This is a genomic window from Bradyrhizobium sp. UFLA06-06 (assembly GCF_054820065.1).
This window is the reverse complement of record NZ_JADFUD010000085.1, coordinates 1-17,260: the sequence shown is the minus strand read 5'-3', so window position 1 is coordinate 17,260 and position 17,260 is coordinate 1. Positions and strand designations below refer to the sequence as shown.

The following is a 17,260-nucleotide window of genomic DNA, read 5'->3' as shown; positions in this document are numbered from 1 at the left end:
CGCCGTCGACGTGCGGTTAGCGCCGGCTACCCCTGTCCTGCCCGGCGGACGAGCGCGTTCTCGAGGAAGAGATACTCGATGCCGGTGCCGAGGAAGGTGTCGATGGCTTCGCGCGGGGTATTGACGATCGGCTGCCCCTTTACGTTGAAGCTCGTGTTCAGCACCATTTCGCGGCCGGTCGCCCGGCCGACGGCCCGCAGCAGCGCATGGAATTCCGGATTGTCCCTGACGTCGACCGTCTGCACGCGGGCCGAGCCGTTGACATGGGTGATCGCGGGCAGCACAGCGCGATGCTCGGGGCGCACGTCGGCGGTCATGATCATGTAGGGAAGCTCGAAACCCTTCGGCACTTCGAACCAGTGGTGGACCTGCTCGAGGCTGACCGCCGGCGCGAACGGGCGGAAGGCTTCGCGCATCTTGACCATCGCGTTGATGCGGTGACGCATCTCCGGATGACCGGGATCGGCCAGGATGCTGCGGTGTCCCAGTGCGCGGGGGCCGAATTCCATGCGTCCGCGGTACCAGCCGAGCACGCGTCCGGCCGCAATCAGCCTGGCCGCCACCGCGCAGGTCTCCTCCAGATCCGGAAAGCGCGTGATCTCTATGCGGCCGGCGGTGTCCGCGAGTGCCCTGTCGATCTCACTCTGCGCATGCGCGGGGCCGAGGAAGGGGACCGGCATCCGGACGTTCTCCACGCCGCGGTCGCGCGATGCCGACCAGAGCGCGGCGCCGAGCGCTGAGCCGTCGTCGCCGGCGGCCGGCTGAACGTAGATCTCGTCGAACAGGCCGGACTGCAGCAGGCGGCCGTTGGCGGTGCAGTTGAGCGCGACGCCGCCCGCCATCGCAAGCCTCCGCAGGCCGGTGCTGCGGCCGAAATGGCCGCAGATGTGGAGCATGACCCTGTCGAGGCATTCCTGCAGCGCCGCGGCGACGTCGCGATGGCCATCGGTGACGTCGCCGTCGGGCGCGCGGGCCGGGATCAGGTGTTCGCCGAGATGGCGTCGCGTCGCGCCGTAGGTTTCGCGATCGTGGCGCTCGGTGTTGAGACGGAGCAGAGGAATCCTGATCAGGCCGTCGTCGCGCAGCTCCACGGTCCGCTCGAAGAAAGCACCGTGGCGGGCGGGATCGCCGTAGGGAGCGAGGCCCATGATCTTGTATTCGTCGGAATTGAAATCGAAGCCGAGATGCAGCGTCAGGGTGGAATAGAGAATGCCGATCGAATCCTGTGCGGTGATTTCCGCGAGCTTGTCGATCTCGTTGTCGTGCGCGTGATAAACGGTGACGGCGTGGACCTCGCCCATGCCGTCGAGGATCACCACCAGGCATTCGTCCCAGCCGGAGGTGTAGTAGGCGCTGGCGGCGTGGGACAGATGATGGTTGACGTGGTGGACCTTGCTGGCGGGAAATCCGCTCAGGTGCTCGTCCACTTGCGAGAGCAGTTTTTCACGCGAGAAGACCTCCCTGTATTGCTGGGCGGAGATCGGATCCAGCATGAAAGCGGCTTTGTAGGGCGCATAGTCGAAGCCGTGGGAGATCGCGTCGATATCGGCTGGCTTCAGGCCGGCGGTCTCAAGGCAATAGCTGACAGCGCCGATCGGAAAGTCGCCGGTATGTTTCTTGCGGCTGAAGCGCTCTTCGGCGGCACCGGCGACGATCCTGCCGTCGACCACCAGCACTGCTGCCGAATCGTGACCTTGGGAAATCCGGTATTCGCGTTCCTCGAGGCCCGGCCAGTGCTTCTTCTTGAAGGGGATCGAGTTCTCGAATCCGCTGATGCCGATTACTTTCGCCATCTTCAACACCCCCTGGACGTATCACGCGCAGGGAAATTTCGAGCATGTTCCGCGGCATCGTTGCAGAGGGACCGGGGAAATCAAGTTCCGCAAAAGTGCCGCCCCGGAATAGTCGGCCGGCCATCCGTTCCGATCGTTTGACGGAGTACCTCCTTTGCGTCGGGGGACTTCGCGAACGCATCTGCTACAATATGACGCAGCTCTCTCCACCAAGCCACGGCGTTCCGACGCCTTTTTGGATGGAGGTCGATGATGGACGCGTTTTCCGATATTCGATTCGAAGTCTTCAGTACGTGCCCGCAATCCAGCGCGGTCGCGGCGGCGGACTATGTCGAACAGGTGCAGGCCGTCGCCCGCTGGAGCGAAGAGGCAGGCTGCAAGGGGATCCTCGTTTACACGGAGAATTCCTTGGTCGATCCCTGGCTCGTCTCGCAGATCATTCTGCAGAGCACCAAGGAGCTCTGTCCGCTGGTGGCGGTACAGCCGGTCTACATGCATCCCTACAGCGTCGCCAAGATGGTGAGTTCGCTCGCGCATATGTACGGACGGCGGCTCTATCTGAACATGGTCGCAGGTGGCTACACGACAGAGCTGACGGCGCTCGGCGACACGACGGCGCACGACAAGCGCTACGCCAGGCTCATCGAGTACACCGGCATCATCAAGCGGCTGCTGGAGAACGCCGAGCCGGTGACCCTCGAAGGGCAATTCAATGCCGTCCGGAATCTCAGGATGACGCCGCCACTGCCGCCGGAGCTGCTGCCCGGCGTGTTCGTGTCGGGCTCCTCGGAAGCGGGGCTCGCGGCCGCCAAGGCGCTGGGGGCGACGCCGGTGAGATATCCCAAGCCGGCCGCAGAGTACGGACCGGCGGACGCCGCCGACTGCACGGGTTCGGGCGTGCGCGTCGGCGTCATCGCCCGCCCGAGCGCCGACGAAGCCTGGCGGGTCGCGCATGAGCGCTTCCCGACCGACAAGAAGGGGCAACTGGCGCACAAGCTCGCCATGAAGGTCTCGGATTCGGCGTGGCACAAGCAGATGTCCGACCTTGCGGCCCAGACGGCCGTCACCCAGGACACGCCCTATTGGCTGGTGCCGTTCGAAAACTACAAGACCTTCTGTCCGTACCTTGTCGGCAATTATAGAGTCGTCTCCGACGAACTCGCGCGCTACGCCGCGGCCGGCTACGGGACGTTCATCCTCGACATCCCGCCCACCCGCGAGGAACTGATCCATACGGGCGAGGTCTTCGGACTGGCGCTGACGAAGGCCCGGCGTCTGAAGTCATCAGCGCTTCGCGATCCGGCGCGTCAGGGCCTGGGAGGCTAGGCCAGACGAGGATCGCGCGATGGAGCTGCGCACAGACGGATCGCGACGGGGGTTGTGGACGGGCTTCCTGCGCGCGGCGCAGCTGTTTCCCGACCGTCCTGCCGTGGTCGCGCAGGGCACGTCGCTGTCGTATCGGCAGCTTCGCGAGGCCGCCGTCCGCATCGCGGCCTGCATCCAGGCCCATCGCACGGAGTCGCGCACGTCCCTGACCGCCGTGTTCGCGCATCGCAGCACGGTGGCCTTCGCCGGCGTGCTCGGAGCGCTCCTCGCCGGGAACGGCTACGTGCCGCTGAACCGCACCTTCCCGGTCGAGCGGACCAGATCGATGTTCGTCCGTTCGGAGTGCCGCTCGATCATCGTCGACGCGGACTCCCTGCCGCAGATTGACGCGCTCCTAGAGGGTTCCGGCGAACCGCTGCTCGTGATCGCGCCCGGCCTCGAGGATCCGCGCCCCTATCGCAAACGATGGCCGCGCCACGCCGTCGTCGGGGCCGCCGACCTCGAAGCATACGCCGGTTGGCGCGAGCCGGACGCGCGCGAGGACGCGATCGCCTATCTGCTGTTCACGTCGGGCAGCACCGGGGTCCCGAAAGGGGTGATGGTCGCGCACCGCAACGTCGTCTCCTATATCGATCATGTCGCGAAGCGCTTCGCCATCACGGAGCAGGACGTCGTCTCGCAGACGTTCGACATGACGTTCGACCTCTCGGCTTCCGACATGTTCGTGGCGTGGGAACGCGGCGCCTGCGTGTGCTGCCCCTCGCAGAAGACGCTGATCAATCCGGGGCGGTTCATCCGCGAGCAGGGCCTGACGGTCTGGTTCTCGGTGCCCTCGATGGTCGCGCTGATGAAGCAGTCCGGCCTGCTCAAGCCCGGAGGGTTTCCCTCGCTCAGGCTGAGCCTGTTCTGCGGCGAGCCGCTGCCCGTCGGCTGTGCCGAGGCCTGGGCGATGGCCGCGCCGAACAGCGTCGTGGAGAACGTCTACGGACCCACCGAGCTGACCATCGCGTGCACCGGCTACCGGTGGGATCCGAAGCGGACACCGGCCGAATCGGAGATGGGCATCGTGCCGATCGGCGCGCCGTTCCCGGGAATGGACGTGCTCGTCGTCGACGAGCACCTGAACGAGGTCGCCCCGGGCGCAGACGGCGAACTGTTGATGAGCGGTCCGCAGATGTCGCTCGGCTACTGGAAGGATCCCGAGAAGACCGCCGCGGCCTTCGTCGCCCCGCCCGGACGGAGGGACGTGTTCTACCGCACCGGCGACCGCGTGCGCCGGCCGGCCGGCGACGGTCCCCTGACCCATCTCGGCCGCATCGATTCCCAGGTGAAGATCCTCGGGCACAGGGTCGAGCTCGGCGAGGTCGAGGCGGTGGTGCGCGAGGCCTCGGGCGTCGACGGCGTGGTGGCGATCGGTTGGCCGATCACGTCGAGCGGCTACGGCAGCGTCGAAGTGCTCATCGAAGGCGGCCCGCTGGATCTCGAGGAGCTGCGCAAGGCGGTCGCCGCCCGCCTGCCGGACTACATGGTCCCCAGACGATGGCACCTCCGCAGCCGGCTGCCCCGCAACGCCAACGGCAAATACGACCGCAAGGCCATGCCGGCGGTTTTGGGAGACAGTCAATGAACGGTCCGACCCCTGACGACGTCCGCTCGTTCTTCGGCGCCTTCCTGAACCGGAAGCTGCAGGACCGCGGACAGCGTCCGCTGCGCGATCTTCCCGACGACTACGACCTGCTGCTGTCGGGAGCGCTCGATTCACTGGCCTTCGTCGAGATGATGATGGCGGCGGGCGAGCACTTCAACAGGGAACTCGATTTCGAGAATCTCGATCCCGAACGGATGACGCTGATCGGCCCCCTGTGCCTGTTCGTGTCCGAGCAATTGACGCAGCCTCGGTGGCGAAACGAGTCGACCGGGTCGTCGCCGCCATTCGGCTAGGGAGGGATTGATGGCGGGGACCCGCGCGCCGGCGCAAATTCAGACGCGCTCCAAATATCACGCCGCCGACATCCTGCTCCGGCTCCTGAAAAGCCGGCGGCGTCCCGCGTCCGCTCAAGCCGAACCGGCGCCGCTCTCCGGAATCGCGTTGGCGCCGGCTAAGCAGCGGGAGGTCCAGTTCGCGGATTTCGAAAGCGTTGCGAGGCTGAAGGAACGCTGGGGACTTGCGAAGGACAGCCTGGAGAACTGGGATCGGCTCTGGCGGCAAAATCCCGCGATGGCGGCCGCCAAATCGCAGCCCAGCATGGGGTGGGTGCTGGAGACCGCGCACGGGATTGTCGGGTACCAGGGAAACGTTCCCATGCTCTACCAGTTCGAAGGCCGAGCGATGATCGCCGCGACAGCCGCTGGCCTGGTGATCGAGCCGGCGTACCGCACGCGCTGCATCACGCTGCTGGCTTCGTTCTTCCGGCAGCGCGATATCGATCTCTTCGTGATCACGCATTCGACCGCATCCGTGGTCAGTCAGTCAAAAGCCCTTCATGCGAGGCCGTTGCCTCATCCCGACTATGACAAGGTGCTGTTCTGGATCCTGGATGTGCATCAGTTCGCGCGGGTGCTCGCGGCGAAGTTCGGCCTCGGGAGCGGAATGGAGGCCGTTGGAGCCTTCCTTGCCTCGTCGGCCCTGCGGCTGGATACGCTGTGTCGCGGGCCACAGGGCCTCCCGATCAGCAAAATAACCGAAATCGAGGTGAACGACATCGGGGATGAATTCGAAGCGCTGTGGCGGCGCAAATTGGGCGAGGTCCCTCGGTTGCTGGCGGATCGAAGTCCCGCCTCTCTCAGGTGGCACTTCACGCTGCCGGGGAGCTGTTCGACGGTTGCCGTGCTCTGCTGCCATCGTTTCCAGCGCTTGGCGGGGTATGCCGTCGTGCTGCATGCGATCGACCGCGAAACCGGTTTGCGACGGTCGATGCTCGCCGACATCCTGGTGGAGCAGGACGACCCTGATGTGACCGAGGCGCTGCTCGATGCGGCCTATGCGAACGCAGTCGCTTCGGGCGGTCATCTCTTCGAGGTGGTTGGCCTGCCCGGACATATCAGGCAGATCCTGATGAGATGGAAACCTTACGTCAGGACGTACCCGACCGATCCGCTCATCTACAAGACAACGGATGAGGCCTTGGCCCGCGCCCTCGAAGACGAGAACGCCTGGTACGCCGGCCCGTTCGACGGCGACGCAACGCTGCTGCCGTGACGACTCCGGTCGGCCGGCGTGGCGGAACGAGGCGGGCTCGGTCTCGTCACCGTCAAAGCGCCGCCAGCACCGCCTTCGCGACATCGGTCGTGCCGTTGCTGCCGCCGAACTCAAACGGCTTGATGCCGTCGGCGTAGACCTTGTCGACGGCGCGCTCGATCCGCTCTCCGGCTTCGGTGGCGCTTTCGAGTCCATGCTTGTCGGCGAGCCAGTCCAGCATCATCGCGGCCGACAGGATCATCGCAGTCGGATTGGCCTTGCCCTGCCCCATGATGTCGGGCGCCGTGCCATGACATGGCTGAAACACCGCGTAGCGGTCACCGATGTCGGCTGACGGCGCCATGCCCATGCCGCCGATCAGACCGGCGGTGAGATCGGACAGGATGTCGCCGAACATGTTCTCGGTCACCATGACGTCGAAGTCCCACGGACGCTTCACCAGCGCAGCCGCGGTCGCATCGATGTAGAGGTGGTCAGCCCTGACGTCGGGATGACGCTTCGCAATCTCGTCGAAGATGTTCCGGAAGAATGCGAAGGCCTTGAACACGTTCGCCTTGTCGACGCAGGTCAGCCCGCCATTGACCTTGCCGCGCGCCTTGCGGCGTTCGGCGAGCCGGAACGAAAACTCGAAGAGCCGCTCGGAGGTGTGGCGCGTGATCACCATCGTCTCGCGCGCCTCGCTGTCGGTGACGACGCCCTTGCCCATCGAGGCGAACAGCCCCTCGGTCGATTCCCGGATCACGACGAGGTCGATGCCCTTCCGGTCGGCGCCGACGATCGTGCTCGATACACCGGGGATCAATCGCGCGGGCCGCACGCCGGCATAGAGATCGAAGATCATCCGCAATTCGATCTGCGGCGCGATCTCGGTGTTGTCGGGGTAGCGCACCGACGGCAGGCCGCAGGCGCCGAGCAGGATCGCGTCGGCCTCCTCGCACAGCCGGATCGTGCTCTCCGGCATCGACTTGCCGGTTTCCTTGTAATGGCCCGCGCCGGCCGGCGCCTCGGTGAAGCGGAATTTGAGACCGGCCGACGCCTCGATCTTGCGCAGCACGTCGAGCGCCGGCGCCATCACCTCGGGGCCAATGCCGTCGCCACCGAGGACGGCGATGTGGAGTGCGTCGTTGGCGGACATGGGATTCTCCGGAACACAACAGTCATTCCGGCGCGATGCGGAGCATCGAACCCGGAATCTCGAGATTCCGGGTCTGGTGCTGACGCACCATCCCGGAATGACGGCAACTCGATCTACGGCGTCAGCACCGCGCGGCCGACCAGCTGGCCCTTCTGCAGATTGGTCAGCGCCTCGTTCGCCTTTGCCAGCGGCATCGGCGTGACCGGGATCGCCGGAACCTTCTTGGCCCGCACCAGGTCGAGCAGTTCCTGGGTCTCGCGCAGATTGCCGACATAGCTGCCCTGGATGGTGACCGCCTTGATCGGGATCAGCGGCAGCGCCCAGGGCGCGCCACCGCCGAACAGGCCGACGATCACGAGCTTGCCGCCCTTGGTCAGGCAGTCGAAGCCGAGCTGCGAGGTCTGGGCGTTGCCGACCAGATCGATCGCGGCACGGATCGGCTGGCCGGCCTTCTTGACGAGCTGTTCCAGCGCGTCGGGCGCCTTGCCGTCGACGGTCGCGAGCGCGCCGGCGGCTTCGGCCGCCTCGCGCTTCCTGGCGTCGATATCGACCACGATCGCGCCCTTGCCGCCCATCGCCTTCAGCAGCGAGAGCGCCATCAGGCCAAGACCGCCGGCGCCGAAGATCACGATCGGCGTGTCGAGATCCTTCTCGACCTTCTTCAGCGCGCTGTAGGTCGTGACGCCGGAGCAGGCGTAAGGCGCGGCCGTGACGGGATCGAGCCCCTTGAGGTTCAGCAGATACTTCGGATGCGGCACCGTCATGTGGTCGGCGTAGCCGCCGTCGCAATAGACGCCGAGCGCATTCGGCTTGATCGCGCACATGTTCTCGTCGCCGCCGAGGCAGGTCGGGCACTTGCCGCAGCCGAGCCAGGGATAGGCCAGCGCGACATCGTCGACCTTCAGGCCGCCCTTGTCGACGTCCTTGACGTCGGGCCCGAAGGCAACGATCTCGCCGACCGTCTCATGGCCCATCGTGCGCGGCAGCGAGACGCCGCGATCCTTCAGCGACAGCGGCTTGCGGCCGTGGCCGAGATCATAGCCGCCCTCCCAGATGTGCAGATCGCTGTGGCAGACGCCGGCGGCCTTGACCTTGATCAGCACCTGCGTGCCCGACGGCTGCGGCGTCGGCTGATCGACCTCTTTCAAGGGGGCGTTGAAATCGACGACCTGGAAACTCTTCATCGCTGTTCTCCGGTAGCTTGTTCTTGCGGCGGACCTTGCCACGCCTGCCCGTCCGGGACAAACGCGCTGTCGGCCTCCGGATATTCAGATCAGGGGATGATGGCAAGCCGCGAGCTGGCCCGGCGCAACCACGCGCAGTTCCGGCACTTCGCTGGCGCAGCGCGCGTCGGCCCGCGGGCAGCGGGTGCGGAAGCGGCAGCCGGAGGGCGGCGCGATCGGCGACGGCGGCTCGCCGACCGGCACGCTTTGGGTCGGGCGGACATCCGGATCCGGCACCGGGATCGCCTCGATCAGCAGCGCGGTATAGGGATGCGCCGGCCGTGCAAACAACTGCTCCGACGGGCCGACCTCGCAGAGCCGGCCGAGATACATCACCGCGACACGATCTGAGACCGCCTTCACCACGGCGAGGTCATGGGCGATGAACAGCAGGGTCAGGCCGTAGCGCGCCTTCATCTCCTCCAGCAGATTGAGGATCTGAGCGCGGATCGAGACATCGAGCGCGGACACCGGCTCGTCGCAGATCACGAATTCCGGATTGAGCACCAGCGAGCGGGCGATGCAGATGCGCTGGCATTGTCCGCCGGAGAATTCATGCGGCAGGCGTCCGCTCACCAGCGCCGGATCGAGGCCGACCGCCGACAGCACGTCGCTGACGCGCCGCCGGCGTTCCTCGGGATCCTTGACGCCCGCGATCACCAGCGGCTCGGCGACGATGTCGCCGATCCGCCGCCGCGGATTGAGCGAGGCAATCGGGTCCTGGAAGATCAGCTGCACGCGCCGGCGCATCTTGCGCAGCGCCTCGCCCTTCAGGGTGGTGAGATCGTGCCCGTCGAACAGCACCTTGCCGGAGACGGCCTGGCGCAGTTGCAGCACGGCGCGGCCGAGCGTGGACTTGCCGCAGCCGGATTCGCCGACCAGCCCCAGTGTCTCGCCGCGCGCGATCTCGAGACTGACATCGGAGACGGCATGGATGGTCTTGCCTCCCACCGAATATTCGACAACGAGGTTTTCCACCTTCATCAGCGGATCGGGTGCGGCCTGCAGCATCATGCGCCGACCCCCGCGGTGATCGGATGGAAGCAGGCGTAGAGATGCTCCGGCGTTTCCGCCCGGCTGAGCTGCGGCTTCTCCGTGCCGCAGCGCTCCGCGGAGTAGCGGCAGCGCGGCGAGAACGAGCAACCCTTGAGCGGCCGGGTCGGGTCGGGCGGCCGTCCCGAGATCGCCGGCAGAGGCGTATGCGGCGCGACGTCGAGCTTCGGCAGCGCGGCGAGCAACGCCTCGGTGTAGGGCATCCGCATCTGCTTGAACAATGCCGACGTCGGCGCGCGTTCCACGACGCGCCCGGCATACATCACCGCGACCTCGTCGGTGCGGCCGGCGACCACGCCGAGGTCATGCGTGATGATGATCATCGCCATGTGACGGCGCTGCTGCTCGCGCGCCAAGAGATCGAGGATCTGCGCCTGGATCGTGACGTCGAGCGCGGTGGTCGGCTCGTCCGCGATCAGGAGCTGCGGCTCGCAGGACAGCGCCACCGCGATCGCGACGCGCTGGCGCATGCCGCCGGAGAGCTGGTGCGGATATTGCGCCAGGCGCTGCTCGGGCGCGGGAATGCCGACCGCCGCCAACAGTTCGATGCTGCGCTGCCGGGCCTGCGCCAGATCGAGCTCGAGATGTTCCACAATGGTCTCGATCAGCTGGGTGCCGATGGTCAGCACCGGATTGAGCGAGGTCATCGGGTCCTGGAACACGACCGCGAGCGAGCGGCCGCGCAGCTTGCGCAATTTCTCCGCCGAAAGCCTTGTCAGATCCTGCCCGTCGAACATCACGCGGCCGGACAGTTTCGCCTTCTTGGGCAGCAGCTGCAGGATCGCGCGCGACAGCATGGTCTTGCCGCACCCGGACTCGCCGACGATGCCGAGCGTCCTGCCGGCGCCGACGGCAAGATCAACATGATCGACCGCCCGCAGATTGCCGCGCGGCGTCGGCAGGTCGACCACCGCATTCTCGACCGAGAGCAGCGTCCGGCTCATAGCGCCCCCTGCCTGGGATCGGTCAGCGCGCGCATCGTATCGCCGATCAGGTTGAACGAAAGCACAGTCAGGAACATCGCGATCGCCGGAATGAAGGCGAGCCGCGGCGCCACCTCGAGGCTTTCACGGCCCTCCCCGATCATGCTGCCCCAGCTCGAGATCGGCGGCGGCACGCCGAGGCCGAGGAACGACAGCGATCCCTCGACCACGATGGTGACGGCGACGCCAAGCAGAAAGAAGGCAAGCAGCGGCAGCATCACATTGGGCAGCAGCTCGCGCAGCAGGATGCGCGCATGCGTGGCGCCGAGCGCCTGCGCCGCGATGACGAATTCGCGCCGCGCCAGCGACAAGGTCGCCGCCCGCGCCACCCGCATGAAGGCGGGAATGCCGAGCACGCCGAGGATGCAGGTCAGATTGAAGATCGACTGGCCGAGATAGGCGGTGACCGCAAGCGCCAGGATCAGCGGCGGGAACGCCAGCAGCACGTCCATGCTGCCGACCACGAAGGATTCGAACCGGCCGCGGAAATAGCCCGCGAGCATGCCGAGCGCGCCGCCGATCGTGACACCGATCATCGGTGCGCAGAGGCCGACGATCAGCGAGATGCGCGCGCCATAGATCAGCCGCGACAGCTCGTCACGGCCGAGACCGTCAGTGCCGAGCCAATGCTCGGCCGAGATCGGCGCCCGCCGCTCCAGCATGTCCATGTCGGTCGGGCTCGGCAGCGGCAGCAGGTCGGCAAAGATCGCGACCGCGAACACCAGCGCCATCCAGCCGATCGCGATCCAGAACAGCATGCCGAGTCCGCGGCGGCGCCGGACCGGCGTTGCACCGGCCTCTTCCTCGAGGCTGAGCTCAAGCGTGGCCATGGCGAATCCTCGGATCGAGAAGGGCGTAGAGCATGTCGACGACGAAGTTCATGATCACGAAGCCCGCGGCAACCAGCAGCACCACGCCCTGCAGGATGATGAGATCGCGGGTATAGATCGCGCCGACCAGGAGGCGGCCGATCCCCGGCAAGGCGAAGATCGACTCGACGATGACGGCGCCGCCGATCAGGCGGCCGATATTGATGCCGGTGATGGTGACGAGCGTCAGCGACGACGGCTTCAGCGCGTGCACGAACAGGATGCGCGACGGCTTGAGGCCCTTCGCCTTGGCGAGCGCGATATAGTCCTCCTGCAGCGCTGCGATCATGTCGGAGCGCAGCACGCGCATGATGCCCGGCCATTCCGCAAGCCCGAGGGTCAGCGCCGGCAGCACCATGAAGCGCAGATTGGCGACCGGGTCCTCGGTGAACGGCACATAGCCGGTCGCCGGCAGCAGACGCAGCTCGACCGCAAACAGATAGATCAAGAGGATCGCGGACAGGAAGGTCGGCACCGACAGCATGCCGAACGCCGAGCCGGTCATGAAGCGGTCGAACGCGCTGCCGGCCTTGGCCGCGCAGGCGATCGCGAGCGGCACGCCGATCGCAAGCCCGATCAGCTCGGCCAGGATCATCAGCTCGAACGAGACCGGGATGCGTTCGCTGACGGCCTGCAACACGGTCTGTCCGGTGCGGAAGGACCGTCCGAAATCACCCTGCAGGATGTGCCACAGCCAGCCGAGATAGCGCAGCCAGATCGGCTGATCGAGCCCCATGTCGTGACGCAGGGCCGCGACGTTCTCGGGCGTCGCCTGGTCGCCGAGGATCACGTAGGCCAGATCGCCAGGCAACAGCGAGGCGATCACGAAGGTCAGCACCGAGACCGCGATCAGCACCGGTACAAGGTACAGGAGCCTGCGCGCGACGAAGAACAGCATGAAAGGCTATTCCTTCCAGGCGTACGAGACGTCGAGCACCCCGTTGAACATCTTCGGCACCCCCTTCACCTTCGCGCTCGAGATCGCGTAGTAGGTGTTCTGGAAGGTCCAGAACCAGATCGCCTCCTTGTTGATCAGCCGGCTGATCGCGCAGTAATCCTCGGTACGCTGGGCAACGTCGGCGGTGGTTCGCGCATGCTCCAGCAGCCGGTCCAGCTCCGGATTGGAGTAGTTCGCCAGCGCAATCGGGCTGCCGGTGTGGAAATTGGCGTACATCTGCGGATCCGGATCTGCGAGATCGACGATGCGCCACGGCGTCAGCTGGAACTGGCGCATGAAAGCGCGCGGCGGAATGGTCGCCTGATCGACCTGCTCGATCTCCATATTGGCGCCGATGCGCTTCCAGAATTGCTGCAACACCTGACCACCGGTGCGGCCGCGCGGCGTCGCCGTGACCAGCATCTTGAACTCGACCGGCTTGCCGTAATCCTTGATCAACGCCTTGGCCTTTTCGACATCGTAGGGCAACGCGCCGTCATCCTTGCACTTCACCCAGGAGCCGTCGCCATAGGGATTGCTGGCCGGTCGCGCCAGGCCATTGGTGATCGCTTGCGACATCTTCGTGCGGTCGAGCGCCATCACCAGCGCCTGGCGCACGCGCACGTCGTCGAACGGCGGGACCTTGGTGTTGAAGGCCGCGACTGCAGCCCCCGAGCCTTGATAGGTATGCACGGTTAGACTGGTGTCCTTGCGCGCCTTGATAATGTTGTCGGCGTCGGCCTCGTCGTCCCAGATGATGTCGGCCTCTCCCGATTGCAGCGAGGCAAAGCGCGACTGCGCATCCGGCAGCGGCTTCAAGATGATGCGATCGAGATAGGGCTTGCCCTTGTCCCAGTAGTCCGGATTCCTCTCCAGCAGCATGCGATCGCCGGCGGTCCAGGATTTCAGGATGTAGGGTCCGGTGCCGACCGGGTTGCGGTTGTAGTCGTCGCCCTTGGTCTTCCATGCGGTCGGCGACTGCATGACGTTGTTGGAGCTCTGGATCGACTGGGTCGCCGGGAAGTTCACCGACGGGTCGCTGAAATTGTAGACCACCGTGAGGTCATCGACCGCCTGCACACTGATGATGCTCGTGATGTAGAAGGCGCAGCGGCACTTGTTGGCCGGGTCCTTCTGGCGGTCGAAGTTCTCCTTCACCGCCTGCGCATTGAACGGCGTGCCGTCGTGGAATTTGACGCCGGGCCGCAGCTTGATGGTCCAGGTCTTGAAGTCGTCGGAATGGGTCCATGACAGCGCGAGCTTCGGCTTCGGCTCGCCCTTGTCATCGAGCGTCGTCAGCGTGTCGAAGATCGCGGCCGCGGCGGTGTTGGCCGACGTGTCGTAGACGCCGACCTTGAGCGGGTCGAAGCCCGGAATGTCCAGTTCCTGGCCGACGGTGAGCGTGCCGCCCTGCTTCTGCGCATGGGCCGGTGCGGCTGACATCGCTGCACCTAATCCCGCCACAAGAAATATGCGCGCAACTGCGCGCGCGCGCCCGACCAGCTTCATCAATGCTCCCTCCCAGGTGGGCGACGTCCGGTGTTCCGGATCGTCGTCTGTTGGGCGGCAGATTGTCCGGAATCGCCGCGCGCGACAAGACCGTAATACGGATGAAAAGCCGCAGGGCGATCACGATGCGATCTCACGAGCTCGCATCGTGATCTGATCTACTTGTTTGAGCATGATCTTTCGGAAAACCGGCACCCACTTTACGCGAACGCGGCCCTCCGGGTCCGGATCATGCTCTAACTACGCACCCGTCTTCGCCGGTTGCGCTGCGAAGCCTGCGATCTGATCCTCGGAGAGCCCGATCTCCTTCAGATAGGACAGTGTGTGCTCGCCGAGCGTCGACATGCGCTTGCGCGCACCGACCGTCGCGCCGGACATGCGGAACGGCAGATTGAGCACCTTGAAGCTGCCGCCGCCGTCCGCAACCTCGGCCAGCGCGCCGCGATGGGCGATCTGCGGATCGGCGAGTGCCTCGCGCACGGTGCGATAGGCCGATGACGGCACGCCATATTCATTGAGCGCGGCAAGGCAGGCCTGCGTGCTAACCGAGCGCGACCACGCCTCGACGCCCTCCATCAGGCCCGCCCAGTTGTCCCGCCGATCGGAATATTTGGCGAAGCGCGGATCGGACACCCAATCGGGACGGCCGATCACCTGCATAAGGTTCTGGAACGTCTTCTCGCTGGCGATCGCCACCATCACGTAGCCGTCGGTGGTTTCGATCGGACCGAACATCGGGCGCTGGGTTTGCTTCACCTCGAATTGCGACCATTGCAACTCGTTCAGGGTCAGGCTCAGCATCGATTCCAGCATCGAGACGTCGATGTGCTGGCCCTTGCCGCTGGCGGCGCGCTGGTAGAGCGCCGCCGAGATCGCACCGAAGGCGTAAACGCCGGTCAGCACATCGGCGTGATAGATGCCGCAATAGTCCGGCCGGCTGCGTCCCGGCTGATAGGCGAGATGCGCCATCTCGTAACCCGAGGCGGCATGAATCACCGGCGCATAGGCCGGCAATTCCGCCGACGGGCCGGTCTGGCCGTAGCCGGAGATCGAGCAGAAGATCAGCTTCGGATTGATGTCGCGGACCGAGGCGTAATCGAGCTTCAGTCGCCGCATCACGCCGGGACGAAAATTCTCCACCAGCACGTCGGCGGTGGCGATCAGCCGGCGCACGGCTTCGACGCCGGCCGCCGACTTCAGGTCGAGCACCAGGCTGTTCTTGCCGATATTGAGCTGGCCGAACGCCGTCGAGCAATTGTTGCGCACCGGCGGCCGCGTCCGCATCGTCTCGCCCTCAGTGGGCTCGATCTTGATCACCTCCGCGCCCATGTCGGCGAGCATCCGCGTGCAATGAGGTCCGGCGATCGTGGTCGAAAAATCGAGCACGCGAAGGCCGTCGAAGCTCCGTGTCAAATTCCCCTCATCGTCAGCGGCTATGGTCGTCGGCAAGGCTTCCTCCACCTTCGTCATTGGTTGTTCGGCGTCGCGTGACCCTAAAGTGAGCCGCCCTGGCAGGAAAGCGTCTCGTCCAGACCGGGAGCGCGGGCCGTATTGCATTTTACTCAAAGGCAGATTGGACCCGATCTTGCATAGCCCTGTCACGGGCTGGAACGAGGGCGCTTGTTGAAGGTCTTATTCGTCACGACGGAGATGGACGATTTCGTCCGCGTGGGCGGGCTCGCCGCCGTTTCCGCTGCCCTTCCGCGGGCTCTCCGCCCGTGGAGCGACGTCAGGATCATGCTCCCCGGCTACCGGGATGTAGTCGAACAGTTCACGCATATTGAAATCGTTGGGCAATGCCGAGCGCTCGCCGAGATGCCGGCCTGCACGCTCGGGCGTGCGTCGACCAGGGACGGACTTCCGGTCTACGTGCTGCTGTGCCCGCAACTCTACGAGAGGCCGGGCAATCCCTATGGCGATGAGTCCGGCCGCGACTGGCCCGACAACGACATCCGCTTCGGCCGCTTTGCCTCCGCCGCTGCCGAACTTGCAGCCGGAATGCTGGACAAGGATTGGGCAGCGGACCTCGTACACGCCAACGATTGGCAGGCCGCGCTCACACCGGCCTACCTCGCCTGGCGCAACGCGCGGATTCCGTCGATCCTGACCATCCACAATCTCGCCTATCAGGGCCTGTTTCCGAAAGACTCGCTGCGACGGATCGGCGCACCGGAAAGCTCGTTCCACATCGACGGGCTGGAGTTCTACGACAAGCTCTCCTTCCTCAAGGGCGGCCTCGTCTACGCCTCGCATCTGACCACGGTCAGCGCGACCTATGCCAGGGAGATCACGACCGCAGAGCTCGGCTGCGGCCTGGAAGGCCTGCTCCGTGTGCGCTCCGACGCCGACCAGCTAACCGGCATCCTGAACGGCATCGACGAAAGCTGGGATCCGCGCCACTGCGCGCAGCTCGCGCAGCCGTTCGGCTCCGGCGACTGGAAGGGCAAGCAGGCCAACGCCGACTATGTCCGTCGTCAGTTCGGGCTTGCGGTCTCGCGCGGGCCGATCTTTGGCCTCGTCGCACGCCTCGTGCATCAGAAGGGCGTCGACCTCGTGCTGTCCGCCGCCGACGAGATCGTCAGGGACGGCGGACAGATCGTCGTCACCGGCAGCGGCGAGCCCGCCATCGAGGATGCGCTGGTGGCCGCGCATCGCCGCCGGCCCGATGCAATCGGCGTGATCATCGGCTTCAACGATGGGCAGGCGCGCCGGATCTTCGCCGGCAGCGATTTCACTTTGATGCCGTCGCGCTTCGAGCCCTGCGGCCTCAGCCAGATGTATGCGCAGCGCTTCGGCTCGCTGCCGATCGGCCACCAGACCGGCGGGCTTGCGGAAACCATCGCCGACGGCGAGACCGGCTTCCTGTTTGCGCAGCCGTCGGCGGAATCCTTCCTCGGCGGCGTCAGGCGCGCCTTCGACGCCTACCGCGCCAAGGACCGGCTCAACGCCATGCGCTCCAGCGCAATGGCCAAGTCCTATAGCTGGGACCTGTCGGCCGCCTGCTATGGTGCGCTCTACAAAAGGCTGGTCATGCCGCGCGTGATGGCGTAGGCGGCCCGCCTCGCGGGCTTGTGAAGCCCGGCGGCTGTGGGATCCCACCGGCCCGGTAACAATCGGGTCATTGCACCGAACCTTTCAGGCGATCACGTCGCCACACGGCTGGACGACGACGCATGCGTGAAATTGCGAATGATGACTTTTGGCCAAACGCGATTGCGATGGAGGAACATCAT

14 protein-coding genes are annotated in these 17,260 nt (G+C 65.6%); 5 read left to right on the top strand and 9 right to left on the bottom strand.

Going from position 1 to position 17,260, the window contains the following annotated elements:
• Nucleotides 1–26: 26 nt before the first annotated feature.
• Nucleotides 27–1,793 carry a carbamoyltransferase family protein gene (locus IF803_RS38640; RefSeq protein ID WP_461195763.1) on the bottom strand — a complete coding sequence of 589 codons (1,767 nt, stop codon included), beginning with the start codon at nt 1,791–1,793 and terminating at the stop codon, nt 27–29.
• A 249-nt stretch (nt 1,794–2,042) separates the two neighbouring features.
• Between IF803_RS38640 and IF803_RS38635 the strand changes: the two genes are divergently transcribed.
• Genes IF803_RS38635 through IF803_RS38620 form a run of 4 tightly spaced genes read left to right on the top strand, consistent with a single transcriptional unit; the run spans nt 2,043 to nt 6,318 of the window.
• Nucleotides 2,043–3,119 (top strand): LLM class flavin-dependent oxidoreductase, encoded by a 1,077-nt coding sequence (locus tag IF803_RS38635; RefSeq protein WP_461195762.1) that lies wholly within the window; start codon nt 2,043–2,045, stop codon nt 3,117–3,119.
• Between the two features lie 19 nt (nt 3,120–3,138).
• Nucleotides 3,139–4,746: an amino acid adenylation domain-containing protein gene (locus tag IF803_RS38630; RefSeq protein WP_461195761.1), complete on the top strand. Its 1,608-nt coding sequence runs from the start codon at nt 3,139–3,141 to the stop codon at nt 4,744–4,746.
• The gene (locus IF803_RS38625) at nt 4,743–5,060 is read left to right on the top strand and encodes a hypothetical protein (RefSeq protein ID WP_461195760.1); all 318 of its coding nucleotides are present in this window, start codon (nt 4,743–4,745) and stop codon (nt 5,058–5,060) included. The genes IF803_RS38630 and IF803_RS38625 overlap by 4 nt, the downstream gene beginning before the upstream one ends.
• A gap of 10 nt (nt 5,061–5,070) precedes the next feature.
• Nucleotides 5,071–6,318, top strand: a complete 1,248-nt coding sequence (locus tag IF803_RS38620) for a hypothetical protein (protein WP_461195759.1) — start codon at nt 5,071–5,073, stop codon at nt 6,316–6,318.
• A 52-nt stretch (nt 6,319–6,370) separates the two neighbouring features.
• On the opposite strand, the gene IF803_RS38615 is transcribed toward IF803_RS38620, so the two are convergent.
• The 8 genes from IF803_RS38615 to IF803_RS38580 form a co-directional block, all read right to left on the bottom strand.
• Nucleotides 6,371–7,453 (bottom strand): isocitrate/isopropylmalate dehydrogenase family protein, encoded by a 1,083-nt coding sequence (locus IF803_RS38615; RefSeq protein WP_461195758.1) that lies wholly within the window; start codon nt 7,451–7,453, stop codon nt 6,371–6,373.
• Nucleotides 7,454–7,566: 113 nt separating this feature from the next.
• Nucleotides 7,567–8,637: an alcohol dehydrogenase gene (locus tag IF803_RS38610; RefSeq protein ID WP_461195757.1), complete on the bottom strand. Its 1,071-nt coding sequence runs from the start codon at nt 8,635–8,637 to the stop codon at nt 7,567–7,569.
• 84 nt (nt 8,638–8,721) lie between these two features.
• Nucleotides 8,722–9,690 (bottom strand): ABC transporter ATP-binding protein, encoded by a 969-nt coding sequence (locus tag IF803_RS38605; RefSeq protein WP_461195756.1) that lies wholly within the window; start codon nt 9,688–9,690, stop codon nt 8,722–8,724.
• On the bottom strand, nt 9,687–10,673 hold the full coding sequence (locus tag IF803_RS38600) for an ABC transporter ATP-binding protein (RefSeq protein ID WP_461195755.1): 987 nt from the start codon (nt 10,671–10,673) through the stop codon (nt 9,687–9,689). Before IF803_RS38600 ends, IF803_RS38605 begins: the two co-directional genes overlap by 4 nt.
• Entirely contained in the window at nt 10,670–11,542 is an 873-nt protein-coding gene (locus tag IF803_RS38595) for an ABC transporter permease (RefSeq protein ID WP_253609711.1), read from the bottom strand. The genes IF803_RS38600 and IF803_RS38595 overlap by 4 nt, the downstream gene beginning before the upstream one ends.
• Nucleotides 11,529–12,479, bottom strand: a complete 951-nt coding sequence (locus IF803_RS38590) for an ABC transporter permease (protein WP_028338875.1) — start codon at nt 12,477–12,479, stop codon at nt 11,529–11,531. Before IF803_RS38590 ends, IF803_RS38595 begins: the two co-directional genes overlap by 14 nt.
• A 6-nt stretch (nt 12,480–12,485) precedes the next feature.
• On the bottom strand, nt 12,486–13,961 hold the full coding sequence (locus IF803_RS38585; protein ID WP_245288629.1) for an ABC transporter substrate-binding protein: 1,476 nt from the start codon (nt 13,959–13,961) through the stop codon (nt 12,486–12,488).
• A 306-nt stretch (nt 13,962–14,267) separates the two neighbouring features.
• Nucleotides 14,268–15,497, bottom strand: coding sequence for a CaiB/BaiF CoA transferase family protein (locus IF803_RS38580; RefSeq protein WP_035630960.1), 1,230 nt, complete (start codon nt 15,495–15,497; stop codon nt 14,268–14,270).
• A 153-nt stretch (nt 15,498–15,650) separates the two neighbouring features.
• Between IF803_RS38580 and glgA the strand changes: the two genes are divergently transcribed.
• Nucleotides 15,651–17,078 carry a glycogen synthase GlgA gene (gene glgA, locus IF803_RS38575; protein ID WP_461195754.1) on the top strand — a complete coding sequence of 476 codons (1,428 nt, stop codon included), beginning with the start codon at nt 15,651–15,653 and terminating at the stop codon, nt 17,076–17,078.
• Nucleotides 17,079–17,260 lie beyond the last annotated feature (182 nt).

What these genes read in the sequence shown, in the direction of transcription:
- IF803_RS38640 (WP_461195763.1), bottom strand. Translation starts at nt 1,793, where the DNA reads ATGGCGAAAGTAATCGGCATCAGCGGATTCGAGAACTCGATCCCCTTC.
- IF803_RS38635 (WP_461195762.1), top strand. Translation starts at nt 2,043, where the DNA reads ATGATGGACGCGTTTTCCGATATTCGATTCGAAGTCTTCAGTACGTGC.
- IF803_RS38630 (WP_461195761.1), top strand. Translation starts at nt 3,139, where the DNA reads ATGGAGCTGCGCACAGACGGATCGCGACGGGGGTTGTGGACGGGCTTC.
- IF803_RS38625 (WP_461195760.1), top strand. Translation starts at nt 4,743, where the DNA reads ATGAACGGTCCGACCCCTGACGACGTCCGCTCGTTCTTCGGCGCCTTC.
- IF803_RS38620 (WP_461195759.1), top strand. Translation starts at nt 5,071, where the DNA reads ATGGCGGGGACCCGCGCGCCGGCGCAAATTCAGACGCGCTCCAAATAT.
- IF803_RS38615 (WP_461195758.1), bottom strand. Translation starts at nt 7,453, where the DNA reads ATGTCCGCCAACGACGCACTCCACATCGCCGTCCTCGGTGGCGACGGC.
- IF803_RS38610 (WP_461195757.1), bottom strand. Translation starts at nt 8,637, where the DNA reads ATGAAGAGTTTCCAGGTCGTCGATTTCAACGCCCCCTTGAAAGAGGTC.
- IF803_RS38605 (WP_461195756.1), bottom strand. Translation starts at nt 9,690, where the DNA reads ATGATGCTGCAGGCCGCACCCGATCCGCTGATGAAGGTGGAAAACCTC.
- IF803_RS38600 (WP_461195755.1), bottom strand. Translation starts at nt 10,673, where the DNA reads ATGAGCCGGACGCTGCTCTCGGTCGAGAATGCGGTGGTCGACCTGCCG.
- IF803_RS38595 (WP_253609711.1), bottom strand. Translation starts at nt 11,542, where the DNA reads ATGGCCACGCTTGAGCTCAGCCTCGAGGAAGAGGCCGGTGCAACGCCG.
- IF803_RS38590 (WP_028338875.1), bottom strand. Translation starts at nt 12,479, where the DNA reads ATGCTGTTCTTCGTCGCGCGCAGGCTCCTGTACCTTGTACCGGTGCTG.
- IF803_RS38585 (WP_245288629.1), bottom strand. Translation starts at nt 13,961, where the DNA reads ATGTCAGCCGCACCGGCCCATGCGCAGAAGCAGGGCGGCACGCTCACC.
- IF803_RS38580 (WP_035630960.1), bottom strand. Translation starts at nt 15,497, where the DNA reads ATGACGAAGGTGGAGGAAGCCTTGCCGACGACCATAGCCGCTGACGAT.